Source organism: Burkholderia sp. SRS-25, from assembly GCF_004343765.1.
Taxonomy (GTDB): Bacteria; Pseudomonadota; Gammaproteobacteria; order Burkholderiales; family Burkholderiaceae; genus Burkholderia; species Burkholderia contaminans.
In genome coordinates this window covers 32,176-47,075 of record NZ_PTXM01000034.1, presented here as the reverse complement: position 1 = coordinate 47,075, position 14,900 = coordinate 32,176, and the positions used below count along the sequence as shown (strand labels likewise).

At 67.9% G+C, this 14,900-nt stretch carries 11 protein-coding genes; 3 read left to right on the top strand and 8 right to left on the bottom strand.

The genetic code is table 11. From position 1 onward, the window contains the following. Positions 1-309 precede the first annotated feature (309 nt). Positions 310-1,302: a sulfonate ABC transporter substrate-binding protein gene (locus C5O79_RS34955; RefSeq protein ID WP_046549856.1), complete on the top strand. Its 993-nt coding sequence runs from the start codon at positions 310-312 to the stop codon at positions 1,300-1,302. 42 nt (positions 1,303-1,344) lie between these two features. Here the strand turns inward: C5O79_RS34955 and C5O79_RS34950 are convergent, their stop codons facing one another. Continuing rightward, positions 1,345-1,929 (bottom strand): putative glycolipid-binding domain-containing protein, encoded by a 585-nt coding sequence (locus tag C5O79_RS34950; RefSeq protein WP_122475391.1) that lies wholly within the window; start codon positions 1,927-1,929, stop codon positions 1,345-1,347. 174 nt (positions 1,930-2,103) lie between these two features. Here C5O79_RS34950 and C5O79_RS34945 point away from each other — a divergent pair, with 174 nt between their 5' ends. Further along, positions 2,104-3,012: a LysR family transcriptional regulator gene (locus C5O79_RS34945; RefSeq protein WP_071332852.1), complete on the top strand. Its 909-nt coding sequence runs from the start codon at positions 2,104-2,106 to the stop codon at positions 3,010-3,012. Between the two features lie 21 nt (positions 3,013-3,033). On the opposite strand, the gene potE is transcribed toward C5O79_RS34945, so the two are convergent. Then, on the bottom strand, positions 3,034-4,419 hold the full coding sequence (potE, locus tag C5O79_RS34940; protein ID WP_122475389.1) for a putrescine-ornithine antiporter: 1,386 nt from the start codon (positions 4,417-4,419) through the stop codon (positions 3,034-3,036). 46 nt (positions 4,420-4,465) lie between these two features. Beyond that, positions 4,466-6,766 carry an Orn/Lys/Arg decarboxylase N-terminal domain-containing protein gene (locus tag C5O79_RS34935; protein WP_122475386.1) on the bottom strand — a complete coding sequence of 767 codons (2,301 nt, stop codon included), beginning with the start codon at positions 6,764-6,766 and terminating at the stop codon, positions 4,466-4,468. A gap of 519 nt (positions 6,767-7,285) precedes the next feature. Between C5O79_RS34935 and C5O79_RS34925 the strand changes: the two genes are divergently transcribed. Beyond that, the gene (locus C5O79_RS34925; protein ID WP_122475384.1) at positions 7,286-9,466 is read left to right on the top strand and encodes an ornithine decarboxylase; all 2,181 of its coding nucleotides are present in this window, start codon (positions 7,286-7,288) and stop codon (positions 9,464-9,466) included. Positions 9,467-9,555: 89 nt separating this feature from the next. On the opposite strand, the gene C5O79_RS34920 is transcribed toward C5O79_RS34925, so the two are convergent. The 5 genes from C5O79_RS34920 to C5O79_RS34900 are packed head-to-tail and all read right to left on the bottom strand — an operon-like array spanning position 9,556 to position 14,894. Further along, on the bottom strand, positions 9,556-10,713 hold the full coding sequence (locus C5O79_RS34920) for an iron-containing alcohol dehydrogenase (RefSeq protein WP_122475381.1): 1,158 nt from the start codon (positions 10,711-10,713) through the stop codon (positions 9,556-9,558). Then, entirely contained in the window at positions 10,710-11,045 is a 336-nt protein-coding gene (locus tag C5O79_RS34915) for a putative quinol monooxygenase (protein WP_122475378.1), read from the bottom strand. The genes C5O79_RS34920 and C5O79_RS34915 overlap by 4 nt, the downstream gene beginning before the upstream one ends. A gap of 29 nt (positions 11,046-11,074) precedes the next feature. Continuing rightward, entirely contained in the window at positions 11,075-11,650 is a 576-nt protein-coding gene (locus C5O79_RS34910) for a glycerol-3-phosphate responsive antiterminator (RefSeq protein ID WP_047850244.1), read from the bottom strand. 5 nt (positions 11,651-11,655) lie between these two features. Further along, positions 11,656-13,218 carry an FAD-binding oxidoreductase gene (locus tag C5O79_RS34905; RefSeq protein WP_122475375.1) on the bottom strand — a complete coding sequence of 521 codons (1,563 nt, stop codon included), beginning with the start codon at positions 13,216-13,218 and terminating at the stop codon, positions 11,656-11,658. Continuing rightward, positions 13,215-14,894 (bottom strand): glycerol-3-phosphate dehydrogenase/oxidase, encoded by a 1,680-nt coding sequence (locus C5O79_RS34900; protein ID WP_122475372.1) that lies wholly within the window; start codon positions 14,892-14,894, stop codon positions 13,215-13,217. The genes C5O79_RS34905 and C5O79_RS34900 overlap by 4 nt, the downstream gene beginning before the upstream one ends. Between the last annotated feature and the right edge of the window lie 6 nt (positions 14,895-14,900).

Below are 14,900 nucleotides of genomic sequence, written 5' to 3'. Positions count from 1 at the left end.
GGTCGCGGCAGTCGTTCATCGAATGGCGGACGGTTGCGCGTGCGCGTGCGCGTGTGCGTGTGCGGATTTGCCGACGCGGGCCGCCGTGCCGGCGGGTTCCCGTGCCGATCACCGGCCCGAACGAGGCCGCCTGGCCCGCCGCTGATTTGCATATGCGGATTCGTTGGTTGGCCGCCGGCCTGCACGGCCGTATCGTCCTGAATCCGGCGCGGGCCGGCCCGTGGCGCGCGTCGCCCGCATCGGGGCCGCCGTGCGCCGGCCGCGCCGCCTTTCGCGCGCGGCCCGTGAACCCGCACGCAGGACACCTCGATGAACGACACACCGCACGCAGACGTTGAACCGACACCGGCGAACCCGCATCGCCGCCAGTGGCTGCAAGGCGCGGCCGCCGGGCTGGCCGGGCTCGCGCTCGGCCCGCTCGCGGGCCTGCCGGCTCATGCGCAAGACAGCGGCACGCGGCTGCGCGTCGGCTTCCAGAAATACGGCAACTTCGTCGTGCTCAAGGCGCGCGGCACGCTGGAGAAGCGGCTCGCGAGCCAGGGCGTCACCGTGCAGTGGCTCGAATTCCCGGCCGGCCCGCAATTGCTCGAGGGCCTGAACGCCGGCGCGATCGACGTCGGCACGGTCGGCGAGACGCCACCGATCTTCGCGCAGGCGGGCGGCGTCGATTTCGTCTACATCGGCAACGAACCGCCCGCGCCGCAGGGCGAGGCGATCGTCGTGCTGCCCGATTCGCCGATCCGCAACGTCGCGCAGCTGCGCGGCAAGAAGGTCGCGTTCAACAAGGGTTCGAACGTCCATTACCTGCTCGTGAAGGCGCTCGAACATGCGGGGCTCACGTATGCCGACATCCAGCCGATCTACCTGACGCCCGCCGACGCACGCGCCGCTTTCGTGCAGCGCAACGTCGATGCGTGGGTGATCTGGGATCCGTACCTGGCCGCCGCCGAGCGGCAGATCGGCGCGCGCGTGATCGCGAACGGCGAAGGGCTCGTGCGCAATACGCAGTACTACCTCGCGGCGCGCAAATACGCGGCCGCTCATCCGCAGGTGGTGCGCGCGCTGCTCGACGAAGTCGACGCGGTCGACCGCTGGGCGCGCGACCATGTGCCCGAAGTCGCCACGCAACTGTCGCCGCTCGTCGGCCTCGACGCGCCGACGCTCGAAGTCGCACTCAAGCGTGCCGGCTACGGCGTGCAGCCGATCAGCGACGCGACGCTCGCGTATCAGCAGAACATCGCGGACGCATTCAGCGCGCTGAAGCTGATTCCGGGCAAGCTGTCGGTCGCGAGCGCACGCTGACGCATCGCGGCCCACGCACGGCGGCGCGGTGGTACGCGTGAATCAGCGTGCGGGGGCGGCACCGATGCGCCGCCACTCGTCGTAGTCGGTGACGAGACCCACTTCGTCGACCGCGATATCGGCCGCATACGTGCCGCTTTCGTAGCGGTACACGTGCTCCGCCGTACGCGTATAGCGCTGCTCGCCGCGCACGAACGCGAAATCCGGAAAGCGCAGCCACGCGGTGTGGATCACGGCCGCCTCGCCGACGGCCAGCCCGAGCCGCCGGATCGGCAGCGTATTCGTCGACGGGCTGAAACCGAGATCGAGGTCGGTGGCGCCCGCGAGCGCGGGGACGTCGACGCCGTCGATCGTCCATCGCCCTGCGTCACAGCGGATATCCCACTGTCGCGGCGGCTGCGTGCCGCCCCACTGCGTGATGCGTGCCGAGCGCGTGAGCCAGTCCGTGCCGCATGCGATCGCGTAATCGATGCGAAACGGCGTGCCGTCGATCGCACCCGACACCGATCCCGACAGGTCGACTCCCGTTCGCGACTCGCCGAGCCGGCACCATTCGGCCGCTTGCCACGTCTGCACGACCTGCCATGCGACGCAGTGCGTGCGCACCGCTTCATCCTGTTGCGTCATGTCATCGTCTCCGGTCGAGCGCACGGAAGCCGATTGTCACCCATCGCACCGGCGAACACACTCGGCTTCGCCAACCGATGGTCAGTATCGGTTCGTCGCGCACCTTCCGGCAACGTTGCTTTGGTACCATCCGTCGATCGACATCAACCCGAACCGGACAAGGGGCGCGACTTCATGGATTTGCTGGCGACGATGCGCATCTACGTGAGGGTCGTCGAGCGCGGCACGATGTCCGGCGCGGCGCGCGATCTGGACATGGGCCAGCCGGCCGTCAGCGAGCGCATCGAGCGACTCGAGAAGCATCTCGGCACACGGCTCCTGTTGCGCAGCGCGCGCACCCTCACGTGCACCGAGGAAGGCCGGATCTTCTACGAACGCAGCAAGGCGCTGCTCGAAGCGGCGGACGAAGCGGTCGCGTCGGTGTCGAAAACGGAAAACGCGCTCGACGGCACGATCCGGCTCGCGGCGCCGCAATGCGTCGGCGAGGTCGTGCTGCCGGGTGTGCTGATGCATGTCCGCACCGCGTATCCGAACCTGCACATCGATCTGGTCCTGAACGACGACATCGTCGATCCGGTCACGGAAGGCGTCGACATCTCGATCCGCGTCGGGCAACTCGGCGACGGCGGGTTCGTCGCGCATCCGGTCGGCACGGTCGGCCGCCGGCTCGTTGCCGCGCCGTCGTATCTCGAGCGGCACGGCCCGATCGACACGACGGCCGATCTCGCGAACCACCCGTTCATCCGAGTGAAGGGCGTCTTCGCGAGCGAACGGCTGCCGCTGCAGCGCGACGGCGACGCGCTCGACTACGCGCGCATCCGCACGATCATGACGACGAGCCACTGGCGCCCGATGTTCGACACGATCGTGGCCGGCGGCGGCATCGGCGTGGTCCAGCAGCCTGCCTGCGCCGACGCGCTCGCGGCCGGCACGCTCGTCGAGCTGCTGCCGCGGTACGTGATTCCCGATTTCGCGCTCAACGTGCTCGTGCACGCGCAGCGGCCGCTGCCGCCGCGCGTGCGGGCCGTCGTCGACCTGCTGAAGCACGACCTCCCGCCGCTGCTGGCCCGCCCTGCCCGATGACGGCGGCGCTTGCCGCCTCCGTCACGCCTGCAGCGACTTCCCCGGCTCCTTCACGTGGGCGTCGACTTCCATCTGGTAGAAGCGCGCGCTGACGAAGCCGAACAGCGTCCAGCCCAGGAACACGCACAGGCCGCCGAGCATCAGCGCCTGCTCGCCCGAGCTGAACAGCGCATAGAAGCTGTACGCGGTGGCCACCATCGCGATCACGTTCGTCAGCAGCGCCTTCGCGGGCGGCACCTTCGCGACCTTCTGGATCGTGATCAGCGCGGCCATCGACATCACGTACGGCACGAGGTTCGTGACGACCGCGAGATCGACGATCTTCTGGAACTGGCTGCTCAGCTCGGGGCTGATCGTCATCAGCGCCAGCGCGACCTGCGCGACCAGCAGGATCACCATCCCGACGATCGGCGTGCCGGTGCGCGTCGCACGCGCGAACACCGGCAGGAAGTAGCCGACGTCCGCCGAGCTCTTGAACACCTGCGCGACCGTGAACTGCCAGCCGAGCAGCGAGCCGATGCAGGCGATCACCATCAGCGCGGTGACGATCGTGCCGACCGTCGGCGTGAACATCGTCGCGAACGCGATGCCGAACGGCGCATTCGATTTCGCGAGGATCGCATTGGGCACGATCCCCGCGATCACGTTGGTCGACACGATGTAGAAGATCGCCGACGCGATCGTGCCGCCGAGCACCGCGATCGGCACGTTGCGCTCCGGATTCTCGACCGCGTCCGAGTTCGCGCACGCCGATTCGAGCCCGAGGAACGCCCATAGCGTCACCGCGATCGAGCTGCCGACGGCCGGCCCGAACGGCAGGTGGTCAGGATTCCATGCGGCGCCCCAGGTCGCGCCGCTGAACCAGAACCAGCCGATCAGCGACACGATGACGACCGGAATGATCACGCCCCACACCGTCACCGCGCCGATCCGGCCGGTGATGCGCGAGCCGCCGAAGTTCGCCACCGTCGTGAGCACGAGCAGGAAGATCGTCCACAGGCCGGTCTGCAGCGGCGACAGCGTCGCGTCGAACAGCACCGTGCCGTAGCCGACCGCCGTGACGCCGATCGCGACGTTCGCGATCACGAGCGACAGCCCGTACGTGTAGTTCGCCATGTAGTTGCCGGCCTTGCCGAACGCGTATTCCGCGTAGCCGCCCATTCCGCCCGGCTTGCGGCTCAGCATCCCGCAGCGCGCGAATGCATAGGCCAGCGCGAGCGAGCCGCCGGCCGTGACGATCCACGACAGCAGCGAGATCGTGCCGACCTGCGCGAGCTTCGACGGCAGCAGGATGATGCCGGAGCCCATCATGTTGACCGCGGTGAGGATGGTCAGCTGCCAGACGTTCATCCGGTTCTTCGGCGCGGCCGCGGTGGCCGCGTCGGACATGCGCGCTGCGTTTTCCATGATGTCGATCCTTCGATGTGAGGCCGCCGCGCGGCCGGTCGCTCGTTCAGGCAGTCAGGCAATACACGCGGTACGTGCCGTCCTCGACTTCCACGCCGTGCGTATCGTGCGCGAAGCCCGGGAAGCGCCGGTCGTACGCTTCGAGAGCCTTCAGGTAGCCGAGCACCGGGCCGCCCGCCGGCCCCGCGTTCTCGCCCGGCATCAGGAGCGGAATGCCCGGCGGATACGGCACGACGCCGGTAGCGACCGTGCGCCCGGCCAGCTCCTCGAGCGTGACCTGCTCGACGCGGCCCTGCACCAGATGCTCGTACGCGCGCACCGGGCTCATCTCCGGCTTCGGCAGGATCGAGAACGCCTCCGACATCAACCGCGTCGTGCCGAGCTGCTCCATCGCCGCGAACATCGTGTCGGCCAGGTCCTTCAGCCCCATGCCCGCATAGCGCGAGCCGTGCTCCTTCGCGAGCGACGGAATCGCCATGTCGAGCGGCAGGTTCGCATCGTAGTCGCGCTTGAAGTCGCACAGCGCGCTGACGAGCGAGCCCCACTTGCCTTTCGTGATGCCGATCGAGAACAGGAACAGGATCGTGAAGTCGGTGGTCTTCTCGACGACGATCCCGCGGGCATCGAGATACGCGGTCACGACGCTCGCCGGAATGCCGACCGGCATCAGCCCGCCGGCCGGCGCGACGCCTGGCGTGACGATCGACACCTTGATCGGATCGAGCATGCAGTAGCCGTCCTCGATATTGCCGAAGCCGTGCCATTGCGCGCCGGGGCGCAGCACCCAGCACGACGGGTCGCTCGCGAGCAGCTCGGGCGACACATCGTGGAACGGCAGCGTGCGGCCGGTGCGCGTCTCGAGCACGGTGTCGGGCTGCCAGCACTCGAAGAACCAGTCGCCCTTCGCGCCGAACTCGCTGTTCATCCGCGCGATCATCTGCCGGAACGCGACGGCCTCCTCGATCGACTCGTGCGTGAGCGCCGCGCCGCCGGGGCCGTCCATCATCGCGGCCGCGACGTCGTTCGACGCGATGATCGCGTAGTTCGGCGACGTCGACGCGTGCATCATGAAGGTTTCGTTGAACTGGCCATGCGGAATCGGGTTGCGGCCATCGCGCACGTGGATGTACGACGCCTGCGACAGCGCGGTCAGCAGCTTGTGCGTCGACTGTGTCGCGAACACCGTCGGGCGGTCCGCATGATGGTCGCGCGGGTCGCCGTGCATCGCATGGCGATCGCGATAGATCGGGTTGAAACGCGCATAGCCGTACCACGCTTCGTCGAAATGCAGCCGATCGACGCTCGCGCCGAGCAGTTCCTCGACGCGCGCGACGTTGTAGCACAGGCCGTCGTACGTCGAGTTGGTGACGATCGCATGCTTCGGCTGGCGGTCGGCCAGCCCGGCCGTGAGCGGGTTCGACGCGATCGCCTCGCGGATCGCCGTTTGCGTGAGACGCTCGGACGCGATCGGCCCGATGATCCCGTAGCGGTTGCGCGTCGGCACGAGGTAGGTCGGGATCGCGCCCGACATCGTCATCGCGTGCTCGGCCGACTTGTGGCAGTTGCGGTCGCACAGCGCGATCTGGTCGCGGCTCACGCTCGCCATCAGGATGATGCGGTTCGACGTCGACGATCCGTTCGTCACGTGATACGTGCGATGCGCGCCGAACACGCGGGCCGCGTAGCGCTCGCTTTCGCCGATCGGGCCCGAGTGGTCGAGCAGCGAGCCCAGCTCGCCGACCGAGATCGACAGGTCGGAACGGAACAGCGCTTCGCCGAAGTATTCGAAGAACGCGCGGCCGACCGGCGATTTCAGGAAGCCCGTGCCGCCCGTGTGGCCGGGCGTATGCCACGAGTATTCGTAGACGCGCGAGAATTTCGCGAGCGCGCCGAACATCGGCGGCAGCACGGTCGCGCGATAGCGTTCGATCGCCGCATGGATGCGCCCGCCGATGAAGTCGGCCGTATCCTCGAGCAGCCACACGAAATCGTCGACCTGGCCCATCACCTTGGACGGCACCGACGATGCGACGCTGCGGTCGGCCAGCAGGAAGATCGGCACGTTGGCGTTGCGATGCCGGATCGCGTCGACCACGGCCTCGGAGGGCCCGTGGCCGTCCACGCCGAGATCCCAGTCGAGCAGCACGCACTGGATCGACGGATCGGAACGGATCAGCATGATCGCATCGTCGGACGAGGTGGCCGTGAGCACGTCGATGTCGCGCTGCACGAGCTCCGCGCTCAGCGTGCGGACCGCACGCCCGGTCGCGGTTTCCTGCGTGATCTCGTCGTCGACCAGCAGCGCGCGCATGCCGAGACGACGAATGCCACCGACGGACGTATTCATTTTGTTGCCCTCGTTGATCCGATGCTTCGTTGGGTTTAATTCGTCTCACGAGCACGCGGACAGCAGGCCACGGGCGGCGGCGTGAGACGCTCGCAAATCCGGTTTGATTCGCCATCCAATTCGGAGCCGACTATGCCATAGATGCCATTTGATGAAAAGCAGACGATTCGGTAAAACGATCGATCGTTTTCAAAGCGCGTTTCACGATCGGTTCATTTTGATGTGCATTGCAGCACGCCTATTCCCGATTATTCGATCGTTCTCGCCCGGTAATCGGAAGATCGATTCCGGTCGATTGAATTCGTCAGGTTTTGTTGCTACGATCGGCTGCGCCGTGCATTGTCCGGCGGCGGCCGGGCCGCACCGTACAAGGCTTTTTCGTGCGCGCGCCATTCGGCATTCAGCATTCGCGGGAGCGTTTCAATCGGCTGCAGCGCGTGCCGGATTTCACGGATTACGCGGATTACTCGCCCGTGCGAATGCGGCTCTCGTTTTCCGCACATTTACGGGAGAGTTCGCGTGAGCCTGTTGAAAATCGCAGTCGAGCCGGCGCTGATCGGCGCCTTCCTCACCACGCACGAACAGGTCGACGTATTCCAGACCGATTTCACGAATATCGCGGCAATCGTCGTCGGAATCGATTCGGCGCAACAGGTGCTTGAAACCGTCGAAAGAACCGGATTCGCGATTCCGTTTTTCGTCGCGGTCGAGCCGGACCAGGAAGTGCCGCCGTCGATCCTGCCGAGCGCGAGCGGCGTGATCCAGCTCCGCCATGGCGGACGCCACTACTACGGCCGGCAGATCTCCGCCGCCGCGGACATCTACAGCGACAACCTGCTGCCGCCGTTCTTCAAGGTGATGCGCGAATACGTGCAGCGCGGCTATGTCGAATTCGACTGCCCCGGCCACCAGGGCGGCCAGTTCTTCTCGAATCACCCGCTCGGCCGGATGTTCTTCGACTTCTTCGGCGAGACGATCTTTCGCGCCGACCTCTGCAACGCCGATGTCCGGCTCGGCGACCTGCTGATCCACGAAGGCCCCGCCCTGGAAGCGCAGCGCAATGCCGCGCGGATCTACAACGCGGACAAGACGTACTTCGTGCTGAACGGCACGTCGACGTCGAACAAGGTCGTCACCAGCGCGCTGCTCGCGCCCGACGATCTCGTGCTGTTCGACCGCAACAACCACAAGTCGGTGCACCTCGGCGCGTTGGTGCTGTCGGGCGCGCGGCCGGTCTACCTCGAGACCGCGCGCAACGCGTGGGGGCTCATCGGCGGCGTCGACAGCGCGGCGCTCGACGAAACGCGCATCCGCGACGCAATCCGCGACGTCGCACCGGAGCGCGCCGGCCTGCCGCGCCCGTTCCGGCTCGCGGTGATCCAGCTCGGCACCTACGACGGCACGATCTACAACGCGCGCGAGATCGTCGACCGGATCGGGCACTTGTGCGACTACATCCTGTTCGATTCGGCGTGGGTCGGCTACGAGCAGTTCATCCCGATGATGCAGGACTGCTCGCCGCTGATGCTCGCGCTCGGCCCGGACGATCCCGGCATCTTCGTCACGCAGTCGGTGCACAAGCAGCAGGCCGGCTTCTCGCAAACTTCGCAGATCCACAAGAAGGACAGCCACATCGAAGGCCAGAAGCGCTTCTGCGATCACCGGCGCTTCAACAACGCGTACATGATCCATGCGTCGACGAGCCCGTTCTACCCGATGTTCGCCGCGCTCGACGTCAACGCGCAGATGCATGCGGGCCCGGCCGGCAAGCGCCTGTGGCGCGACTGCGTCGCGCACGGCGTCGATGCGCGCAAGCTGCTGCTGAAGACCTGCCGCCAGATCCGACCGTTCGTTCCGCAGAACATCGACGGCCGCCCGTGGGCCGACTACCCGACCGAGCAGATCGTCGACGACCTGCGCTTCTTCCGCTTTCATCCGGCCGACACGTGGCACGGTTTCGAAGGCTATGCGGACGACCAGTATTTCGTCGACCCGTGCAAGCTGCTGCTGACGACGCCCGGCATCGATCGCGACACGCACGAATACGCGGCGTTCGGCGCGCCGGCGCCGATCCTGGCGCGCTACCTGCGCGAGCACGGCGTCGTGCCCGAGAAGGCCGACCTGTACACGATCCTGTTCCTGCTCACGCCTTCCGAAAGTTTCGGCAAGCTGCAGCATCTGGTCGCGCATCTCGCGCAGTTCGAGCGCCATCTCGACCAGGACACGCCGCTGCGCGAAGCGATTCCCTCGCTGTGCGAAGCGTATCCGGAGCTGTACGGCAACATGCGCCTGCGGCAGCTGTGCCAGCGGATGCACGACTTCTACCGCAGCCACGACATGAAGCATCTGCAGAAGCAGATGTTCCGGCGTGCGCAGTTCCCGAAGCAGGCGATGCTGCCGCAGGCCGCGAACGCCGAGCTGATCCGCAACAACGTCGAGCTCGTCACGCTCGATCGCATCGAAGGCCGGATCGCGACGGAAGGTGCGCTGCCCTATCCGCCCGGCATCTTCTGCGTGGTGCCCGGCGAAGCATGGGGCGGTCCGGCGCTCGACTACTTCCGTGCGCTCGAAGCCGGGATCAACGCGCTGCCGGGTTTCGAGCCGGAAATCCAGGGCGTCTATCTGCAAGCGCGGCCGGACGGCACGAAGCAGGCTTCGGCGTACGTGGTGGCAGCCGGCGCCGACGCGTCGAGCGCATGACGGCGGCGTGGCGGGCGGCCACGCGCCGCTCGCGGCCCCGAGCGCATCGTGAATGCATGACGGGCGGCGCGACGCGGCCGCCCGCCGCCTCACCACGCCTGCCGGTAGATCTCCAGCGCGTCGGCCTCCGTCACCTCGCGCGGATTGTTCACGAGCAGGCGCGTCTGCAGCATCGCATCCGATGCCATCCTCGGCAGGTCGCCCTCCCCGATGCCGACCTCGCGCAGCGTGCGCGGAATGCCCGTCGCGACGATCAGCCGGTCGATCCCGGCGATCAGCGCGTGCGTGCGCGCTTCATCGCTGCCCGTCGCCGACGGCGCGACGATCGACGCGAGTTCCGCATACAGCGGCGCGGCGGCCGGCGCATTGAAACGCAGCACATGCGGCAGCACGAGCGCGTTCGACAGCCCGTGCGGCACATGGAAGATCCCGCCGACCGGATAAGCCAGCGCATGCACGGCCGCGACCGGCGCATTCGCGAACGCCTGCCCCGCGAACATCGCGCCGACCAGCATCGCCTCGCGTGCGTGGCGGTTCCGGCCGTCGTCGCACGCCGTGAGCAGGTTGCGCGACAGCAGCGTCAGCGCGTGCACGGCCAGCATGTCGGATACCGGGTTCTTCAGCCGCGCGGACGTGTAGGCCTCGATCGCATGCACCATCGCGTCGATGCCCGTCGCGGCCGTGGCCGCACGCGGCAGGCCAAGCGTCAGTTCGGCATCGAGGATCGCGACGTCCGCGAACAGGTGCGGCGACACGACGCCCATCTTGCGCGCCTCGCCGACCGTGACGATCGACACGGCCGTTACTTCCGAGCCGGTGCCGGCCGTCGTCGGCATCTGCACGAGCGGCAGCCGCGCGCTCGTGACCTTGTCGACGCCGTACATGTCGGCCAGCGCCTGCAGCCCCGGCGCGAGCACCGCGATGAGCTTCGCGACGTCCATCGACGATCCGCCGCCCAGGCCGAGCACGATCTCGGCATCGGCCGCGACGGCCCGTTCGGTCGCGTCCAGCACCACGTGCTCGGGCGGATCGGCGATCACGTCGTCGATCACGGTGACCTGCCAGCCGTGCGCGGCGAGGCTCTCCAGCGCGGGCGCGAGCACGCCGCTGCGATGCAGGAATGCGTCGGTGACGACGCACAGCCGCACCAGCGCCGGAAAGCGTTCGCGCAGCAACGCGCCGAGCCGGCGCGCAGCGCCGAATTCGACGACCTGCGTCGGAACGGTACGGAATTGAAACGGGTTCATCGGGTGCCTCCCGGTGGCGTCGCCGCGCCGGTGTCCGGCTGCACCATGTAGCTGGACACTTCGCGGCGATCGAGCAACGGAATGATCGCGCCGAACCCAATCCGCTGGAAATGCGGCGTTTCCCGATGCACGTCGAGGCCGTCCGCGTCGCGGTAGCGTTCCAGGATCACGATGTGGTCGGGGTCCTCCGGCGACCGGAAATACGCATAGTCGAGATTCTTCGGCTCGGCGCGCGTCAGCGGCGCGAGCTCCGCGAGCAATTCGACCACGCGGTCGCCGTTGCCGGGCTTGGCGTGGAAATGCGCGATGACCTGCAGGTAAGGTTCGTTCATGTTGCGCTCCGGGTTCGAGGGGGGGGCCGTCACGACGACGGGTCAAAATTCCACCATGCGCTGTCGCTCGTCGACACCGCGACTGCACCGTGCCGCCTCGCGCTGCGCACGTCTTCCGCGTTGCCGACGAAGCCCGACGCGACGATCGGCGGCAACGCCTGCCGGTCTGCTTCGCTCAGGTGCGCGAGCATCGGCGCCGGCATCAGCTGCACGAGATTCGGATCGCTCTGCTCGATCGCCTTTACACTGCGCGGCCAGGTCGAGCGGTCGGTCACGAATACCTTCTGCATCGTGATCAGCCCTGCGCGGTTCGCACGCTGGATCGTCGCGACACGCGTGGAGACGAGGCTCGCGACGCCGATATCGGCCAGATATTCGACGCCGCCCTTGTCTTGCGACAGCCCGTCGCAACTGTCGATGTTGACGATCACGAACTTGCCGGCACGGGCGAGCGCCACGACCACCGCCTGCAGCCGGCGCAGATCGACGTTCGCGACGATGCCGACCTCGGCCGCACTGTCGATGAAGCTGTCCGCCTGCTCGACGCCGTACAGCGTGGCGATGACGGGATGACGGGCGAGACGCGCGCCCAGCGACTTGTCCATGGCGTTTACCGGTCGACTCGCGGGCCGGTCTCGTCGCCGAGGCCGAGCTTGCCGGGGTTGAGAATATGCTTCGGATCGAGCGCGCGCTTCACCGTCTGCAGCACCGGGAATGCCGAACCCAGCGAATCGCGCATGTATGGCGAACGCAGCAGCCCGACGCCGTGGTGATGACTCAACGTCGCATTGTATTGGATCAGCACCGCGTTCGCCGCGTCCCACGCCGCGCGGTACCACGCGGCCCGTTCGGCCACCGCGACATCGCCGCGCAACGAGAAATACAGGCACGCGCCGTCCGCGTAGGCATGCGACTGGTGCGCGGATCCGGCCAGCGTTCCAGGCACGGCCTGCAGCGCGGCCACCACGTCGCGATAGATCGCCGCGAGGTCGCGCCAGCGGCCGCACATCTCCAGCGTGTCGGCGACGAAGCCCGGGCTGCGCTTGAAGCCTTCCGCGCTCTTGCCGGTCAGGTAGCGCGTGTCGAGCCACTTCTCGAAGATCGCGTCGCCGTCGAGCCTGCGTCCGCTCTCCTCGCACGTGCGCGCGCCGACCGCCATCACCGCGTCGACGATCTCCCGCGTGCCTTCGTCGGCGATCAACAGCACGTTCGTATCGGGCAGGCCGAACTGCACGCCGCTTTCCAGTTCGTCGTAGAGCCGCAGCGCGGCCGGGTTCGCGCCGCGCTGCAGGATCTCGCGGCACGCGTCGAGGCCGGCCGCGAACGTGTCGAAGCCGTACGCGATCGCGCGGCCGTAGTCGGGCAGCCGATGCAGCTTCAGGCGCGCGCGCACGATGATGCCGAGCGTGCCTTCGCTGCCGATGAACAGTTGCTGCAGATCCGGGCCGACCGCCGCGCGTGAATGGCCGCCGAGCGTGACCAGGCTGCCGTCCGCGAGTACCACGTCCATCCCGAACACCATGTCCTCGATCTTCCCGTAGCGCGTCGACAGCTGCCCCGCGCCGCGGCACGCGATCCAGCCGCCCACCGTGCTGATCCCGAACGACGACGGCCAGTGCCCCATCGTCAGCCCGTGTTCGCGCTGCAGCGTTTCCTCGAACACGTCGCCGAACATCCCCGCCTCGACGTCGACGATCTGGCTCTCGGTGTCGACGCCGATCAGCCGGTTCAGCCCGCACACATCGAGCACGATGCCCCCGCGCACGGGCAGCGCCGCGCCCGTCACGTTGCTGCGGCCGGCCGACGCCGTCACCGGAATCGTCGCCGCATGCGCGATGCGCATTACGGCCTGCACCTGCTCGACCGTCGACACGCGCACGACGACCGCGTGCGGCGTCGCCGGCCGGCCACCCGTCTCGGCGACCATCGACGCGGCCCACCAGTCGCGCGTCCACGCGATGACGTCGGCCGGCTGCGCCAGCACCTCGTCGGCCATTGCCCGCAGCGCATCGATCTGCTGCGGCGACACCGCGACCGGGGCGCGCTGCATGCCGGCCTCGACCGGCGCGCTGCCTGCCGCCGGCAGGTTCAGCGAGTATGGCGGCGGCGTGTGCGCGCCGACGACGTAGTTGCCGCGGTTGTAGCCGCGCTTGATGGCTTCCTTGCTGATCATCCGTTATCTCCCATGAGGATGGATTTTTCGAGGGCGACGGCGGCGACGTAGTCGCGCACCTGGCTAGCGACGGCCGCATCGGACAGGCCGAGCTCCGCCTTGAGGATTGCTCCGACGCGCGGTGCCGCGCGCGCCGACGCATCGCGCGCCATCAGCCGCGCGCGGGTGCGCCGCGACAGCACGTCGTCGACGCTGCGCGCGAATTCGTGACGCACCGCGTAGAGCACTTCCGCTTCGCTGTAAGGCAACCCTTCGACGATCGGCGCGAGCAGCGACGGCGCCGCATCGGCGAGGTCGCCGACGAAGCGCGCCTCGGTGCCGTAGCGTTCGCCGAGATGCGCGGCGAGCCCGCCCGAGGCGACGATCGCCTGCGGGTCATAGCCGGCCGCGCCGAGCAGGTATGCCGATTTCGTGCGGCAGCGCGTGCGGCGGCCGAGCAGCTTGCCGACCGTATCGATCGTCTGCTCGGCCATGTGCCGCGACGTCGTCAGCTTGCCGCCGACGATCGTCACGAGTCCGTCGGGCGCGACGTGGATCTCGTGATTGCGCTTCATCTCGATCGTCTTGCCGCCGGGCGGCCCGACGAGCGGCCGGCAGCCGGCGATGCTGCCCACCACGTCGTCCGCATTCAGGTCGACTTTCAACGCGGAACGCGCGCCTTCGAGCAGGAAATCGAGTTCCTGCCGCGTGCAATGCACGTCGTCGAGATCGCCGTCGTAGTCTTCGTCGGTCGTGCCGAGATACGACACGTTGCCCCAGCGCGTGATCGTCGCGCGGCGGTTACGGCCCGGCACGGGGATCGTCACCGTGCAGTCGTTGCGGATCTTCAGCCACGGGATCGCGACGTGCACGCCCTTCGCGGGCCGCACCTGCAACGCGGCCGTGTCGCCCTTGCGCGCGCCGGTCCAGTCGCGCAGCCAGACGCCCGTCGCCATCACGACCACGCGCGCACGCACGCGCCGCTCGCGGCCGTCGGCATGCACCATCGCGCCGTCGACCTTGCCGTGGCCATCGCGCGTCAGCTCGACCACGCGCGCATGGTTCGCCACGGCCGCACCGTGAAACGCGGCCGTGCGCACGAGGTTCAGCGTCAGGCGCGCATCGTCGACGCGCGCATCGAAGTACAGGAAGCCGCCGGTCAGGTACGTTTCGTTGAAGGTCGGGCAATGCGACAGGACCTCGGCCTTCGTCAGCTTCTGGTGCAGGATGCCCTCGCGCCAGCCGCCGGCGATGTCGTAGGTCCACAGCAGGCTTTCGAAGGCTTTCGCGAGACGCGCGTCGAATACGCCTTCGCGATCCATCACCGGGAACAGGAACGGCAGCCGCTGCACGAGATGACGGGCGTTGCGCCGCAGCCGCTGCCGCTCGAGCAGCGAATGACGCACGAGACCGAGATTGCCCTGTTCGATGTAGCGCAGCCCGCCGTGCACCATCTTCGACGATTTCGACGACGTGCCCGATGCGAAATCGCTCTTCTCGACGAGTGCGACGCGCAGCCCGCGCAGGCTCGCGTCGAACGCCGCATACGCGCCCGTCACGCCGCCTCCGACGATCAGCACGTCGAACGTGTCCGTCTCGAGTCGCGCCAGGTGGTCGTCGCGGTTCACGCGCAGCGGCTCGGTGCCCGTCATGCCGGCCCGGTCCGTCTGGGGTTTTCTGGATGGCAAAAACATCATGCTGGT